The organism is Streptomyces sp. NPDC111606, assembly GCF_055656945.1.
Genome location: NZ_JBVKBY010000006.1, coordinates 381,086 through 396,519 on the forward strand (window position 1 = coordinate 381,086; position 15,434 = coordinate 396,519).

Sequence of the window (15,434 nt, forward strand, 5' to 3'; positions counted from 1 at the left end):
GCTTCCGGCTGTGGGGCGAGGGTGTCGATCGGGTCGGGGGCCGGGGTGGCTTCCGGCTGTGGGGCGAGGGTGTCGATCGGGTCGGGGGCCGGGGTGGCTTCCGGCTGTGGGGCGAGGGTGTCGATCGGGTCGGGGGCCGGGGTGCTTTCCGGCTGTGGGGCGAGGGCGTCCATCGGGTCCGGGGCCCGGGTGGCCACCGGTTCTGGGCCAAGGTGCCCATCGGCTCCCGGCCCGCGATGGCCACCGGCTCCCGGCCCCCGGCACCCACCGGCTCGAGCCACGCCGCTCCCCGGCTCCCGGCCCCGACCCGCCAGGCCGACGACCGCGGCGCACACACCGAACACTCCCCGCATCGCCCCGCGAGGACCCTGAATGAACGAGCCCCGCACCACCGCATCCGAACGCGCCGCACCCCCCGGCCGACGCCCACCCCCTCCGCGTAGCGTGCGCGTCCCCTCCCTCGTCCGCCGCGCCCTCGCCCCCGCCCCCGTACGGCACGCCCTGCTCCGCTGGCTCGTCCTCGCTCTCGCCGTGGCCGTCTGGCAACTGGTCACCCGAGCTCACGGCAGCGTCTACTTCCCGCCGCCCGCCGAGATCGCGGGGCACGCCCACGAGCTCTGGTTCTCGGGCCCCGCCCGGCACTTCTTCCTCACCGAGGCCGCCGTCGCCGACATCCTGCCCAGCCTCGGCCGGATGGCCGCCGGGTTCGGGATCGCCGCCGTCGCCGGGATCGCACTCGGTGTCGCCATCGGCCGCTCGCGACGCGTGTACGCCCTCTGCGACCCGGTCCTGCAGTTCGCCCGGGCCGTCCCGCCGCCCGCCCTGGTCCCCGTCTTCGTCGTACTCCTCGACTTCGGTACGCCGATGCAGATCGCGTCGATCGTGTTCAGCGCCGTCTGGCCCGTACTGATCAACACGGCGGACGGGGCCGGCAACACCGACCCGCTGCGCCTCGAAGTCGCCGCGGTCCTGCGCCTCACCCCGGCCGAACGGCTCCGCTTCCTGATCCTCCCCTCCGCGCTGCCCCGCATCTTCGCCGGGCTGCGTCTGAGCCTGTCGCTCTCTCTCATCCTCATGGTGTTCTCGGAGCTGCTTCCCGGCACCGCGAACGGCATCGGCTTCACCCTCACCGACGCCCAGTCCCGCTCCGACCTGCTCACGGTCTGGGCGGCGCTCGTCCTGCTCGGCGCCCTCGGCCATCTCCTCAACACTGTCCTGCTGGCGGTCGAGAAGCGACTCGTCGGCACAGGGAGGACGGCGACCGTATGACCCGTACACCCCCTACAACCTCTGCGCAGGGACATCCATGCTCCGCCTTGACGAGGTCGGCCAGCACTACGGCGACCACCAGGTCCTGCACGACATCACCCTCACCGTGCCGAGCGGCCAACTCCTGTGCGTGGTGGGCCCGTCCGGCTGCGGAAAGTCCACGCTTCTGCGGACCATCGCGGGCCTGCTGCCGGCGTACGACGGCACGATCACCCTGGACGGCACACCCGTGCGCGGTGTCCCCGACCATCTCGCCGTCGTCTTCCAGGACTACGCCCGCTCCCTCTACCCCTGGCTCACGGTCCGCGAGAACGTGGCGCTCCCGCTGCGCCGCAGGAGCCTGCCGAGAGCGGAGCGCCGGGCCGAGGCCGACCGCATCCTGGCCCGGGTCGGCCTCACCGACATGGCCCGCCGCCACCCCTGGCAGCTGTCGGGCGGCATGCAGCAACGCGTGGCGATCGCGCGTGCCCTGGTCTGCCGTCCCTCCCTGCTGCTCATGGACGAACCCTTCGGCTCCCTGGACGCCCAGACCCGCGAGGACCTGGAGGACCTCCTGCTGGAGGTCCACCGCACCGACGGCACGACGATCGTCTTCGTCACCCATGACATCGACGAGAGCGTGTACCTGGGCGATCGCGTCGTCGTCCTGTCCCCGGGGCCCGGCGCCAAGGTCGTCCTGGACCAGCCGGTCGAACTCCCCGGCACCCGGGACCAGATCACGACCCGGGGCCTCGCGGAGTTCGTCGCACTGAGGTCGGAGGTGGGGCGGGCGGTGCGCAACAGGTAGGGCATCCGAGAGCCGCCGCCACCTGCCCGTGCCCCCGCCGCTCAGCCCACGTGCACGTCCTGCCACACCAGCCGGTGGTCGGACGTCGGCACCGTCTTCCCGTCCCCCACCAGCCGGTACAGCGGGTCGTCGGAGGTCGGCCAGAAGACGCCGTTCGCGCCCGGTGTCAGACCCCTGGACGGGATGACGTAGTCGACACGCAGGTTCCCCGGAGCGGTGTCGCCGAAGTCGGAGGTGTCGTACGCCGGGTTGCCGAGGTGTGAGGCGTTGGCGCCGCCCTGGAGCCTCGCCGCCTCGACACCGCCCGCGCTGGCCGGCGGGGTGGCCGGGAGATTCACCGCCGGGTGGTCTAGCAGTTGCCGGATCGCGTGGGCGTAGCTGTCGCCGTCGTACGGGTCGGCGTTGTTGTCGCCCGCGATCACGAACCGTGCTCCGGACCGCAGTCCGCCGCGCACGCCCTGGTCGTCGTAGAGGTAGGAGCTGCGCCGGCGTCCTCCGATGTAGTCCGCCCACAGCCGGATCTCGTCGTGGTTGCGGCGGCCGTTGCGGTCCTCGGTGCCGTCGAAGGTGGGCGGCGTCGGGTGCGACACCAGGAAGTGCACGGTGGAGTGGCCTATGCACACCGGCACGTCCCAGTGGCTCTTCGACGACAGGCGCAGGATCGCGCGGGCCTGGTCGCTGTAGTAGCCCGGGGGCATCACGTGGCCCGGCATGTCCCGCCACAGGAAGCGCTGGAAGGTGCGCACCGCGCGCGTGTCGATCGGGTACTTCGACAGGACGACCATGCCGTACTGCCCCGGGAACCAGCCGTAGCCGTACGCGTCCTGCCCGTACGCGTCCGAACCGGGGGTCGTGACCGCGCCGTTCTTCCCGTCGAGGTCCACACCGGTGGCGACGCCTGTGTTCACCGGGCCGGTGAAGTGGTACGGGAAGCGGATCGGCTTGGCCCCGTTGTGGCCGACGGACAGGTAGTTGCGCAGGAACAGGCGGACCGCCCTGCCCCGCTCGTCGTGGTCGAACTCGTTGATCAGCAGGACGTCCGGGTCGACCCGCTGGATCGTCTCGGCGGCATTGCGCGCCTGGGCGTTGTCCGGTGTGGACAGGTCGGTGATCAGCGCGCCCTCGGTGCCGCGGTTCAGGGAGGCGTTGAAGGTGGCGAACCGTACGGACCGGCGGCCGTGCCGCTCGGCCGCCGAGGCCGGGAACGCCGCGGTCGTGGCCAGCGCCGCCCCGGCGAGGGAAGCGAGTGCTGTGCGGCGGGAGAGAGATCCGGTGTGGTTCATCGCGACTCCGGGGAGGGAGGGGGCACGGGGGACATGAGACTCGAAAAGTCTGCGCGCGTAGAGATGAACGCCGCAAGGCCCGTCGAGAACTCCCGGATTCACCCGCGATTCACGCGATGGTGTGATCATGTCCCGCCCCGCGGATGCCCGTTGGGGCCCAGGGGTAGGGCCCGGCCATGACGCAGCAGCCCTTCGAACTCCCCCACTTCTACATGCCATATCCCGCGCGGCTGAACCCACATGTCGACGAGGCCCGTGCCCATTCGACCGAGTGGGCACGCGAGATGGGCATGCTGGAGGGGTCCGGGATCTGGGAGCAGGCCGATCTCGACGCGCACGACTACGGCCTGCTCTGCGCCTACACCCACCCCGAGTGCGACGGCCCCGCGCTCTCCCTGATCACCGACTGGTACGTGTGGGTCTTCTTCTTCGACGACCACTTCCTGGAGATCTTCAAGCGCACTCAGGACCGCGTCGGCGGCAAGGCCTACCTCGACCGCCTGCCTCTTTTCATGCCGATGGACCTGTCGACCCCGATGCCGGAGCCGCAGAACCCGGTCGAGGCGGGCCTCGCCGACCTGTGGACGCGCACCGTGCCCTCGATGTCGGCCGACTGGCGCCGCCGCTTCGCCGTCGCCACCGAGCACCTGCTGAACGAGTCCCTGTGGGAGTTGTCCAACATCAACGAGGGCCGGGTCTCCAACCCGGTCGAGTACATCGAGATGCGCCGCAAGGTGGGCGGCGCCCCCTGGTCGTCCGGCCTCGTGGAGTACGCGACGGCCGAAGTGCCCGCGTCCGTCGCCGAGTCGAGGCCGCTGCGCGTCCTGATGGAGACGTTCTCGGACGCCGTGCACCTGCGCAACGACCTGTTCTCCTACCAGCGCGAGGTAGAGGACGAGGGCGAGCTCAGCAACGGCGTGCTGGTGCTGGAGACCTTCTTCGGCTGCACCACCCAGGAGGCCGCCGACACCGTCAACGACGTCCTGACCTCCCGCCTCCACCAGTTCGAGCACACCGCCCTCACCGAAGTTCCCGCCGTGGCCCTGGAGAAGGGACTCACCCCCGGCGAGGTCACCGCCGTCGCCGCGTACACCCAGGGCCTTCAGGACTGGCAGTCCGGCGGCCACGAATGGCACATGCGCTCCAGCCGGTACATGAACGCGCGCGCCGAACCGACGGCGCCCTGGAAGGGCCTGACGGGTCCGGGCACTTCGGCCGCGGACGTCGGCGCGCTGCTCGCGGCGGCCGGCGCCGAACGCCTGCGTGCGCACACGCACGTGCCGTTCCAGAAGGTCGGCCCGTCCCGGCTTCCCGAGTTCTACATGCCCTTCCAACTGGAGCTCAGCCCGCACCTCGAGGGGGCCCGGCACCGCCTGACCGAGTGGACGCACCGCATGGGCATCCTTGAGGAAGGTGTCTGGGACGAGGACAAACTGGCCGCCTACGACCTCCCGCTGTGCGCCGCGGGCATCGACCCGGACGCCACGCCCGAGGCCCTCGACCTCAGCTCCCACTGGCTCGCCTGGGGCACCTACGGCGACGACTACTACCCCCTCGTCTTCGGCCACCGCCGTGACCTCGCCGCCGCCCGGCTGACCACCCAGCGCCTGTCGGCCTGCATGCCCCTCGACGGCGAGGTGGCCACCGTGCCCCTCGACGCCATGGAGCGCGGCCTCACCGACCTGTGGGCACGTACGACCGTGGACATGAGCCCCGAGGACCGGCGTTTCCTGAAGGACTCGGTCGACGTCATGACCGAGAGCTGGGTGTGGGAGCTGTCCAACCAGCTGCAGAACCGCATCCCCGACCCGGTCGACTACCTGGAGATGCGCCGTGCCACCTTCGGCTCCGACCTCACCCTCAGCCTGTGCCGGATGGGCCACGGCCCCGCCGTCCCACCCGAGGTCTACCGCAGCGGCCCGGTCCGCTCGCTGGAGAACGCCGCCGTCGACTACGCCTGTCTCCTCAACGACGTCTTCTCGTACCAGAAGGAGATCGAGTACGAGGGCGAGATCCACAACGCGATCCTCGTTGTACAGAACTTCTTCGGCATCGACTACCCGGCCGCCCTGGACGTCGTCCACGACCTGATGACCCAGCGCATGCAGCAGTTCGAGCATGTGGCCGCGCACGAACTGCCCATCGTGTACGAGGACTTCGGGCTTTCGCAGGAGGCTCGGGAGATCATGACGAACTACGTGGTCGACCTCCAGAACTGGCTGGCGGGCATCCTGCACTGGCACCGGGAGGTCGACCGCTACAAGGCCGAGTACCTGTCGCGCCGCGCACACGGCTTCGTGCCGGACTGTCCGCCGGCCGTCCCCGTCCTCAGCTGAGCTCGCGCACCAGCGCGGCCGTCTCCTCGGCGAGCTCTCGTACGCCCTTCGCGGCGTTCTCCGAGAGCTCGCCGAGTATCGCCTCGGCGGCCGGGAGGAGCATGCGTGCCTCGTCGGGGAGGGCCTCTTCGGCCAGGGCGCGGGTGAGCCGATAGTGCTCCTCGGCTATGAAGCGGCCGAGGTTCACGCCTTCCCAGTGGCGCAGGGAGTCGTCCCCGGGAGTTGCAAGGATTTTCCGCAGCGCAGCCAAGGTCTGCACGGCTTGCTCCAGTTGACTGTCCGTACGCTCCAGACGGGCCTGGGTGAGGCGGGCCGAGACGCGGTGCCAGGCCGTCTCCTGCAATGCGGCGTGGAGGCGCTGGGCGCGCAGGGCCTGGGTGAGGTCGCCGAGTTCCTTGAAGTCGCCGGCGAGAGCGCCCAGCGTCGCCGTGTTCAACGCCTGCGGCGCGTCGGGCCGGCGGAGCCTGCTCTGGTCCATGACGATCGCGTCGAGTTCGCGGATCAGCGTCACCCGGGCGAGCTCGGTCATGCCCTGGTTCCGGGCGAGGTCGGTCCAGGTGGCCACCGGCTCGTCAGCGGGATCCGTACCGAACAGCGAGTCGTCGAGCCCCTGCGCCCAGTCCCGCAACTCCTGCGAGCTCGCGCCGGGTTCGGGCATCCCGCCGAGACCGCACGCTGTGTCGAAGTCCGTCTCACGCACCTCGTGCAGCAGCGGCAGATCGCCGACGTCTCCGCGCAGCCCCACCAGCACGGCTGCGAGCCGCAGTTCGTCCGTCATCGAGGACTGCGTCTCGTGCCGCAACAGATGCCGCAGCAGTTCCAGGTCGCCCTTGGCCCGGTCGAACTGCGCGGCCCGCAAGGCGAGCCGGCGCCGCACGGGATCCCCGGCCACCGCGTCCCACGCCACACCGTCGCCCGCACGCAGCAGCGTCAGATCGGCGCGGCCGCTCGCGAGCACCGGCTCCCACAGGGGTGGGCGCGGATACGAGTCGAGCAGCTGATAGGCGTTGTGATCCGCCCCGTTCAGCAGCAGGAAGTCGGGCTCGGTGCGCAGGAGCGCCGCCCGGAGCATGGCTTCGAGCTCGGCGGGGGAGCGCTCCGGAAAGCCCAGCGCGGCCCGCAGCTCGGTTCGCGCCGCTTCAAGGCGAGGGAGGCGGCTGCGCTCCGCTCCGTCCCGATCGTCGTCCTCCCCGTCGAACTCCTCCTCGTCCTCCTCGTCGTCGTCTTCGACCTCCTCCAGGCCGATCATGATCTCCAGCGCCTCGTCGACGCTGGAGCCGACGATCCCGGCCGAGCCCTCCGAGTCGGCGTACAGCATCGACCCGTCCGCGCACACGAAGTACGTACCGCCGGTGTCGTCCCCCGCCACGATGTCGAGCGGGCCGCCCGAGGCGAGGCGGACCTCTTCGACGTGGCCGTGGGCGGCACGGCCGATGTCGAAGTTGAAGGGGTAGGCCGCAAGTTCGGCCAGGCGGGGGTTCTTCCGGAGCACCCGCAGCGCATGATCGGTCATGTCACTGAACGTAACAGCCGCCACTGACAACGGACTTCCTGCCTACGGATGCCGTCGCCGAAACTTTTCGCGCGGAACGGGACATTCAGGGAACTTCGATGCTGAGCGGGCTGACGTACGGGTGCGTGGCGCGGTGACGGACGAATGGGCGTCACGCACGCGTGTGCGGGCGACGGACATGCGGGCCTCACGCGCGTGTGGAGACCCTCCGCGCCGCGTGCTCGACGGCGGCTCGTGCCAGCGCGTGGACGATCGGGTGCGGGCGCGAGCCGTCGCCGGACAGTTCCGGCTGGAAGAGCGTGGCCAGGAAGAAGGGATGGCCGGGCAGTTCGGCGATCCGGACGTGACCGTCCTCGTCGTGCCCCGAGAAGCGCAGGCCGTGCGCGCTCAGGGTGTCGAGGTGGCGGGAGGGGCCGTAGGCACAGAAGTACCGCTCCACGGTCCGTTCCGAGCCGATCACCGACTGGGCGAGCGAGCCCGACTCGACCCGGACCACCGCTTCGTGGCCGACCAGCGAGCAGGCCAGGGGTTCGATGAGGAAGTCGTCCGCGTCGGGGTCGTTCTCGGCGTGGGCGACCCGGCTCAGCCCGCACACCTCGCGGGCGTACTCGAGGAGCGCGTGCTGGAAGCCGCCACAGGTGCCGAGGAACGGGATCCCCTCCTCGCGCGCCGTGCGGATCGCGGACAGCACACCCGCCTCGCTGCGGTACGGGCTGCCCGGCAACACCCACACGGCGTCGAAGCCGCGTACGGCGTCATCAGCGACCGCGTCCTGCGACGGGATCCAGTAGGCGTCGAGGACGAGCCGATCGCGCTCCGCGAGAGCGTCCAGCAGCAGCGGCACGCGCGTGTGCGAGGCGACGCTGGGGGAGCGGTCCCCGACCAGGGCGAGCCTTGCGGTCGTTGCTGCTTGAGCAGCGGTGTTCGTCATGGCCGTCATCCTGGGCGCGGCCCGTCCTTCACGTCCAACGATGATTACTGGACCTCCGATAAGCAGCACTGATGGCGTGCGAGATGCTCTGGCGCATGGACCCGCACCTGCTGCGCACCTACGTCACCGTCGCCCGTCTCGCCTCGTTCTCCGAGGCCGCCCGCGAGCTCGGCTACACCCAGTCGGCGGTGTCCCAGCACATAGCCTCGCTCGAACAGGACCTCGGCGCACCGCTGCTCACCCGTCGCCCCGTGGCGCCCACGGCGGCCGGTGAGCGGCTCCTCGAACACGCGGGCCCGCTGTTGCTGCGCCTGGAGGCGGCCCGCGCGGACGTCGTAAGAATGGCGGCCGCGCCCGACCGCGGACTCACGCTCGCCGCCGCGTCGACCGCACTCGGACCCCGCGTCCTCGCCGCGCTCCCGGCCTCCGGCGTGACCCTGCGCGTGCTGCCCCGCGACGAGGTCCCCGCGGCCGTCGCCACCGGCACGGCCGACCTCGGCCTCGTCGACGGCCTCGCCGCCCCCAGCGACCCGCTGCGACTGCCGGACGTGGCCCCGCTGACCACGTACGGCGTGGGGGAGGAGCCCGTCTGCGTCCTCCTGCCCGACACCCACCCGCTCGCCGGGCGCACCGGCCTGCGCCTCGGCGACCTGGCCGACGCACGCTGGCTGGAGGCACCCGACGCGGGCCTGCCCCTCGCCCACCTCCGCGCCGCGAACGGCGGCCACGGCTTCCGCCCCGCCCTGCGCTACGAGGGCACCGACATCCACGCCCTCACCACCCTGGCCGCGACGGGCCACGGCCTGACCATGCTGCCGCGCTCGGTGGCCACCGGGGTGCCCGGCGCGGTCGCCGTACCGCTCACGGAACCGCGGGTCGTACACCGGACGGAACTGGTGTACGCCGGGGCCCTCCGGGGAGCGTCCGCAGCGGTCGCGGAGGCGTTGCTCGAACCGGTGTGAGGCAGGGCCCGCCCCGCCGCCGCCCCTCCCTGACGTCCCGTTTTCTGCCGTGACGCCTATGGCTTCCCGTTCTTGACCACTGGTCAGTCTCACTCGATCGTGGCTCGTCGTGCGCCGGTGCGCAGGGTAGTCACCAGCCGGAGGCGATCCGATGGAACAGACTGCGTTGCGACCCAAGCCCATGCCAGGTCAGGGGCCCGGCGACGAGGCCAAGCCCGCCCCCGGCGCACGGCGTCCGCACGCCGCGCCCCACCGGCGCGGCCGACGACTCACGACCCTGCTGTGCGCGCTACTGGTGGGAATGGTCCTGATCCTGTCCGGGGTCGGCCTCGGCACTCTCGGGGCCACGGTGATCGGCATGAGCAAGCTCGCCGAGCTGAAGCGACAAGCAGGCCTGGGCGCCCCCGGAAGCCCGTCCGGGTCGGCACACCCCGCTTCCTCCGCCCCCGCATCCCCGACGCCCACCTCCTCGCCGCGTCCGGCCGCCGTCGCCACTCTCGGCGTGGAGGCGGTGGACGCCGAGAAGCCGGGCGCCCTGCTCGTCGGCGTCCATGTCCCAGGACCGGGATACGCGGCCGGCCTGGTCCGCGGTGACGTGCTCCTGGCGTTCGGCAGGACCCGCATCGACTCGGCCGCCGACCTCGCGCGAGCCGTCGCCAGGGCCCGCCCGGGCCGCGAGGTCACCCTCACGGTGCGCCACCGCAGCGGCGGCTACCAGCAGCTGACGGCGATCCCGGGCGTCGTCACCTGACCGCCACGCGTCTCGAGCGAAGGCTTGAGGGAGGAGTCCACGAAATCCACTGGTCCCGTTCCGCCGGCCGGGCCACGATGACCCCATGCTGACCACGCTCATCGCCTTCCTGGGAGCCTGCTCCCTCGTCGCCGCCTCGCCGGGGCCCAGCACGGTGCTGATCATCAAGCAGTCCCTGCACAGCAGACGCTCCGGATTCCTGACCGTGTTCGGCAACGAGACCGGGGTCTTCGTCTGGGGCGTGATCGCCGCGTTCGGCCTGACCGCGCTGCTGACGGCCTCCGAGGTGGCGTACGACGTGATGCGGATCGTCGGCGCGGTCGTGCTCGTCTGGTTCGGCATCCAGGCGCTGCGGCAGGCCCGCCGCGCGAAGGGGGAGCAGGAGACCGCGTGGGAGGGCATGCGGAAGAGCGGCTGGGCCTCCTACCGTGGCGGGCTGCTGCTCAACCTCGCCAACCCCAAGGCGGCCGTCTTCGCCCTGTCCTTCCTCCCGCAGTTCGTCCCGGAAGGCGCGCCGCACCTGCCGACCATGATCGGCCTCGCCGCACTCTGGGCGGTCTACGAAGTCGGCTACTACGGCCTCTACGTGTGGTTCGTCGGCCGGATGAAGAACGTGCTGTCCCGCGCGGGCGTGCGCCGGCGCCTGGAACAGTTCTCCGGAGGCGTGCTGCTCCTCCTCGGTGTCCGCATGGCACTGGACAGCTGACTCACGCCGCGGGCCGGGCTGCCCGACGAGCCGCTCGAAAGACCCGCCGATCGGCTCGCGCCGCCCCCTCCGTACGGGCAGGATGCTGCCCGTAGTCCTTTCACGCGCCCAGGGAGGCCCCGGATGACCGGCACCGCACCCGCGCCCTTCACCGCCGACGACTACGAGGCCCGCATGGAACGTGCCGCGCGGGCGGCCGCGGACGCCGGCCTGGCCGGGCTGCTGGTGGCCCCCGGCCCGGACCTGGTGTGGCTGACCGGCTACGCGCCCACCGCGGAGACCGAGCGGCTCACCCTGCTGGTCCTCGTCCCCGGCCGGGCCCCCGTCCTCGTCGTCCCCGCCCTGGAGGCCCCGGACGCCGCGCAGGCCACCGGCGCACCCGGCCTGGCCCTGCGCGACTGGACCGACGGCAAGGATCCCTACGCCGCCACCGCCGCCCTCCTCGACGCGAGCGGCCGGTTCGGCATCAGCGACAACGCCTGGGCCCTGCACCTGCTGGCCCTGCAGAAGGCTTTGCCCGGCACCTCCTACGCCTCCCTCACCGACGCGCTGCCGATGCTGCGCGCCGTCAAGGACGCCGCCGAGCTGGAGCTGTTGGCGGCCGCGGGTGCGGCCGCAGACGCAACGTTCGAGGAGATCCGGAAGGTTCCCTTCGGCGGTCGCCGCGAGTCCGAGGTCGCCGCCGACCTCGCCCACCTGCTGCGCCGCTTCGGCCACTCCCAGGTCGACTTCACGATCGTCGCCTCCGGCCCGAACGGCGCCAACCCGCACCACGAGGTGGGCGACCGTGTGATCGAACGCGGCGACATGGTCGTCCTCGACTTCGGCGGCCTGAAAGACGGCTACGGCTCCGACACCTCCCGCACGGTCCACGTCGGCGAACCCACCGACGAGGAGCGCCGGGTCCACGACCTGGTGCGCGCGGCCCAGGAGGCCGGCTTCCGTGCCGTACGGCCCGGCGTCGCCTGCCAGGAGGTCGACCGGGCGGCCCGCGCGGTCATCGCGGAAGCCGGTTACGGCGAGTACTTCATCCACCGCACCGGGCACGGCATCGGCGTCACCACCCACGAGCCGCCGTACATGATCGAGGGCGAGGAGCAGCCCCTCGTGCCCGGCATGTGCTTCTCCGTGGAGCCCGGGATCTACCTGCCCGGCCGCTTCGGAGTGCGTATCGAGGACATCGTGACGGTTACCGAGGACGGCGGCCGGCGCCTCAACGACACGACCCGCGAGATGGTCATAGTGGACTGACCCGGCCACCGATCCGGGAACAAGGAGCCCGGCCCCCGTAGACCCCCGAGCGACGACGGCGCGACCATGACCCAGGCACCGACACCCACCGCGGACACCGTCCGCCGACTGGTCCGTTCCCTGCTCAAGAACGGCGCGGACGACTCGGCCGGACCGGAGGTCCGTCCTGCCGCCGCGGGCGCCGAGCCCGCCACCTGGTGGGTCGGCACCCGCCATGTGCTGCGCCTCGCCCCCGACCGTGAGGCCGCCGCCCGCCAGCGCCGCGAACTGCGCCTGCGCGACCTCGTCCGCCCGCACGTCCCCGTCACGCTGCCGACGAGCGTCGCGTACGGCGAGTGGGCGCCCGGACTGACCTGCACCCTGGACACCAAGGTGCCCGGCGGGGCGGGCGGGCAGCACGACGTGTCCGCCGTCGGCGAGGCCGACCTGGCCGGGCTGCTCACGGGGCTGCGCGAGGTCCCGGTACGGCAGGCCGAGACGCTCGGCGTGCCGCGCGCCGCACCGCGCTCCCTGGAGGCCCTGCGCCGGGCCGCCGAACGTGCCGCGGCCCGCCTCGACACCGCCGACGAGTTCGACGCCGCCCGCGTGCGCCAGCTCACCCAGCAGGCCGCCGGACAGCTCGCCGCCCAGTCCGCGACGGCCGTCCTCGTCCACCACGCCCTCACCGCCGACCACCTCGTCGTCAGCGCCGACGGCCGGGTCCGCGGCGTCCTCGGCTGGGCCGACACCGTCCTCGGCGACCCCGCCGAGGACATCGCCGGCCTGGCCCTCGCCGTCGGCTCCCCGGCCGCCGTACGCGCCGCCACCCTCGCCGGCTACGGCGCCCGCCCCTGCCTACGAGGCCTCTGGCTCGCCCGCTGCGACGCGGTCGTCCGCCTCGCGGACCGCCTCGGCGGCAAGGGCGAGTCACCGCCACCGCTGCTCAGAGCGCAGCTCCACCACGCGTGGGAGCCGATCCTGCTGGAGCGGGTGACGGAGCTCAGGGAGGACGACGACGGGGAGGAGGAGTTGTAGGGGCGGACCCGACGGCGCCCGCCGTGGCGGCCCCGCTCACCCCTGCAACAGCACCACACCCGACTCCCCGGGCACATGCAGCACCCCGTCCGCGCCCGGCGCCTCCACGGGTTCCCACGCCGCCAGTACGGCCGCCTGCCGGGGCCCCAGCGGGATCGCCGCCGGTTCCTTGGCGAGGTTGACGGCCACGCGTACGTCGCCGCGCCGGAAGGCGAGCCAGCGCCCCCGCTCGTCGTAGGCCACCTTGGTGTCGGCGAGGTCGGGATCGGTGAGGTCGGGCTGCTCGTGGCGCAGGGCGATGAGGCGCCGGTACCAGGCCAGCACGCGCGCGTGAGGCTCGCTGTCGAGCTCGGACCAGTCGAGGCAGGAGCGGTCCCGGGTCGCCGGGTCCTGCGGGTCGGGCACCTCCTCCTCGGCCCACCCGTGCGCCGCGAACTCCCGCCGCCTGCCGCGCCGTACGGCTTCGGCGAGCTCCGGATCGGTGTGGTCGGTGAAGAACTGCCAGGGCGTGCCCGCGGCCCACTCCTCGCCCATGAACAGCATCGGCGTGAACGGCGCCGTCAGCGTCAGCGTGGCCGCGCAGGCCAGCAGCCCGGGGGAGAGGACGGCCGCGAGCCGGTCGCCCTGGGCCCGGTTGCCGACCTGGTCGTGGGTCTGGCTGTAGCCGAGGAGGCGGTGCGCCGCCACGCGCGTGCGGTCCAGGGGGCGCCCGTGACGGCGGCCCCGGAAGCTCGAGTACGTGCCGTCGTGGAAATAGCCGCCGGTGAGGGTCTTGGCGAGGCCCGCCATGGGAGCGCGCGCGAAGTCGGCGTAGTAGCCCTGGGCCTCGCCGGTCAGCGCGGTGTGCAGAGTGTGGTGGAAGTCGTCGTTCCACTGGGCGTGCAGACCCAGGCCGCCCGCCTCGCGCGCGGTGATGAGCCGAGGGTCGTTCAGGTCCGTCTCCGCGATCAGACACAGCGGCCTGCCCAGATCGGTGGAGAGGGCGTCGACGGCCGTCGACAGCTCCTCCAGGAAGTGGCACGCGCGCGTGTCCACCAGTGCGTGCACCGCGTCCAGGCGCAGCCCGTCGATCCGGTAGTCCCGCAGCCAGGCCAGTGAGCTCTCCACGAGAAACGCGCGCACGTCGTCCGAGCCGGGCGCGTCCAGGTTGACCGCGGAGCCCCACGGCGTGTGATGCGTGTCCGTGAGGAAGGGGCCGAAGACGGGCAGGTAGTTCCCGGACGGGCCGAAGTGGTTGTGCACCACGTCGAGGAGCACGCCCAGACCCAGTTCATGGGCCCGGTCGACGAAGCGTTTCAGCGCCTCGGGGCCGCCGTACGGCTCGTGCACGGCCCACAGCGAGACGCCCTCGTAGCCCCAGCCGTGCCGCCCCGGGAAGGGGTTCAGCGGCATCAACTCGACGTGTGTGACGCCCAGTTCGACTAGATGCCCGAGCCGCTCGGCGGCCGCGTCCAGCGTGCCCTCACGCGTGTACGTGCCCACGTGCAGCTCGTACAGCACCGCACCGGGCAGCGGGCGCCCGGCCCACTCGGTACGCCACTGGTGGAGGCCGTGGTCGACGACCGCACTGAGTCCGTCCGGGCCGTCCGGCTGCCGGCGCGAACGCGGATCGGGCAGCACCGGCCCGTCGTCCAGTGCGAAGCCGTACCGCGTCCCGTCGCGCGCCTCCGCCTCCCCCCACCACCATCCCGCCCGATCAGGATCGCGCTCCAACGCGCGCGTGGCGTCCTCGCAATGGAGCGTCACACGGCCGGCCTGCGGTGCCCACACCTCGAACTGCACGGACGGTTCCCCTTCGTCTGCTCACCGTGATGTAGCCCGTCCATGGTGCTTCAAACGAGATCAATCCGCTTTTGAATCTTCCCTTTTGCGGCGGGTGTCGTGACCTGTCTCGGCGATCACGCGCGTGTGGTGGTCGTTTCCCCGTTTTCTGGACACCGGGGGTCCGCTGACCGACAATCAGCAGCGTGACGTCGTCTTTCGAGTTCAACACGTACCCCGCGCGGCTCTCCGACGTGGAGCGCGACAAGGCGCTGAAGGTGCTGCGTGACGGCGTCGCCATGGGACGGCTGTCGCACGACACGTTCGTGCGCCGCATGGAACTCGCCCTCTCCGCCCGCCGCGCGGACGAGCTCGCGGCGCTCACCGCCGACCTGCCCTCCGAGAGCCGGCTGTCCCGTCTGGTGTTCGGCACCGTCGAGGCGGTCTCCGGCTTCACGGTACGGCTGCGCAGGGCATGGCAGGCCGAGCGGCTGCCCAAGCTGCTGCTGCCCCACCCCGGGTCCGGTCATCCGCTGCGCATAGGGCGCGACCCCGCCAACGGGCTGCGGCTGACCCACGAGACGGTGTCCCGGGTGCACGCCGAACTGAGCCACCAGGCCGGCCTGTGGGTCCTGCGTGACCTCGGCTCCACCAACGGCACCACGGTCAACGGCAGGCGCGTCATCGGTGCCGTCGTGGTCCGCGAGGGCGACCAGGTCGGCTTCGGCCGGATGTCGTTCCGGCTCGCCGCGAACTGAGCCGACCAGCGGCTCGGGGCCTCCCCTTACTTGAAGCGTTGACTCAAGTCCCTTTGCCCTCGGTGGTGTTGACGTACTGGCCAAGTCGTGACTGACTGTGCGTACACCATGC

The 15,434-nt window shown here is 72.0% G+C and carries 13 protein-coding genes and 1 pseudogene; 9 read left to right on the forward strand and 5 right to left on the reverse strand.

Annotated features, from left to right (window positions below; all coding sequences use genetic code 11):
- Positions 1-197 (reverse strand): annotated as a pseudogene (locus tag ACZ7M7_RS23265) (NPCBM/NEW2 domain-containing protein); the annotation flags it as partial.
- Positions 198-372: 175 nt separating this feature from the next.
- On the opposite strand from ACZ7M7_RS23265, the gene ACZ7M7_RS23270 reads away from it, so the two are divergent.
- Positions 373-1,269 carry an ABC transporter permease gene (locus tag ACZ7M7_RS23270; RefSeq protein WP_472119900.1) on the forward strand — a complete coding sequence of 299 codons (897 nt, stop codon included), beginning with the start codon at positions 373-375 and terminating at the stop codon, positions 1,267-1,269.
- Between the two features lie 37 nt (positions 1,270-1,306).
- Positions 1,307-2,056: an ABC transporter ATP-binding protein gene (locus ACZ7M7_RS23275; protein ID WP_472119903.1), complete on the forward strand. Its 750-nt coding sequence runs from the start codon at positions 1,307-1,309 to the stop codon at positions 2,054-2,056.
- A 41-nt stretch (positions 2,057-2,097) separates the two neighbouring features.
- Here the strand turns inward: ACZ7M7_RS23275 and ACZ7M7_RS23280 are convergent, their stop codons facing one another.
- A complete protein-coding gene (locus tag ACZ7M7_RS23280) occupies positions 2,098-3,339 on the reverse strand; it encodes an endonuclease/exonuclease/phosphatase family protein (RefSeq protein ID WP_472119906.1) in 1,242 nt (413 codons plus the stop codon).
- Positions 3,340-3,515: 176 nt separating this feature from the next.
- Between ACZ7M7_RS23280 and cyc2 the strand changes: the two genes are divergently transcribed.
- Entirely contained in the window at positions 3,516-5,675 is a 2,160-nt protein-coding gene (gene cyc2, locus ACZ7M7_RS23285; RefSeq protein ID WP_472119909.1) for a germacradienol/geosmin synthase Cyc2, read from the forward strand.
- On the opposite strand, the gene ACZ7M7_RS23290 is transcribed toward cyc2, so the two are convergent.
- Together ACZ7M7_RS23290 and ACZ7M7_RS23295 are read right to left on the reverse strand one after the other, a co-directional pair.
- Positions 5,668-7,188, reverse strand: coding sequence for a hypothetical protein (locus ACZ7M7_RS23290; protein WP_472119912.1), 1,521 nt, complete (start codon positions 7,186-7,188; stop codon positions 5,668-5,670). The genes cyc2 and ACZ7M7_RS23290 overlap by 8 nt on opposite strands.
- Before the next feature lie 187 nt (positions 7,189-7,375).
- Positions 7,376-8,119 (reverse strand): CTP synthase C-terminal region-related (seleno)protein, encoded by a 744-nt coding sequence (locus ACZ7M7_RS23295; protein WP_472119915.1) that lies wholly within the window; start codon positions 8,117-8,119, stop codon positions 7,376-7,378.
- A 95-nt stretch (positions 8,120-8,214) separates the two neighbouring features.
- Between ACZ7M7_RS23295 and ACZ7M7_RS23300 the strand changes: the two genes are divergently transcribed.
- The 5 genes from ACZ7M7_RS23300 (at position 8,215) to ACZ7M7_RS23320 (ending at position 12,803) form a co-directional block, all read left to right on the forward strand.
- On the forward strand, positions 8,215-9,081 hold the full coding sequence (locus tag ACZ7M7_RS23300) for a LysR family transcriptional regulator (RefSeq protein WP_472119918.1): 867 nt from the start codon (positions 8,215-8,217) through the stop codon (positions 9,079-9,081).
- A 151-nt stretch (positions 9,082-9,232) separates the two neighbouring features.
- Positions 9,233-9,832 carry a PDZ domain-containing protein gene (locus ACZ7M7_RS23305; RefSeq protein ID WP_451175018.1) on the forward strand — a complete coding sequence of 200 codons (600 nt, stop codon included), beginning with the start codon at positions 9,233-9,235 and terminating at the stop codon, positions 9,830-9,832.
- Between the two features lie 85 nt (positions 9,833-9,917).
- Complete coding sequence (locus ACZ7M7_RS23310; protein WP_472119922.1) at positions 9,918-10,538, forward strand: LysE family translocator; 621 nt, start codon at positions 9,918-9,920, stop codon at positions 10,536-10,538.
- Positions 10,539-10,661: 123 nt separating this feature from the next.
- Complete coding sequence (locus ACZ7M7_RS23315) at positions 10,662-11,789, forward strand: aminopeptidase P family protein (protein WP_383604053.1); 1,128 nt, start codon at positions 10,662-10,664, stop codon at positions 11,787-11,789.
- A 66-nt stretch (positions 11,790-11,855) separates the two neighbouring features.
- Complete coding sequence (locus ACZ7M7_RS23320) at positions 11,856-12,803, forward strand: aminoglycoside phosphotransferase family protein (RefSeq protein ID WP_453822983.1); 948 nt, start codon at positions 11,856-11,858, stop codon at positions 12,801-12,803.
- 36 nt (positions 12,804-12,839) lie between these two features.
- Here ACZ7M7_RS23320 and treZ read toward each other — a convergent pair whose 3' ends face one another.
- Positions 12,840-14,585 carry a malto-oligosyltrehalose trehalohydrolase gene (gene treZ, locus ACZ7M7_RS23325; RefSeq protein ID WP_472119926.1) on the reverse strand — a complete coding sequence of 582 codons (1,746 nt, stop codon included), beginning with the start codon at positions 14,583-14,585 and terminating at the stop codon, positions 12,840-12,842.
- A 185-nt stretch (positions 14,586-14,770) separates the two neighbouring features.
- On the opposite strand from treZ, the gene ACZ7M7_RS23330 reads away from it, so the two are divergent.
- Positions 14,771-15,322 (forward strand): DUF1707 and FHA domain-containing protein, encoded by a 552-nt coding sequence (locus ACZ7M7_RS23330; protein WP_328421918.1) that lies wholly within the window; start codon positions 14,771-14,773, stop codon positions 15,320-15,322.
- The last annotated feature ends 112 nt before the right edge of the window (positions 15,323-15,434 follow it).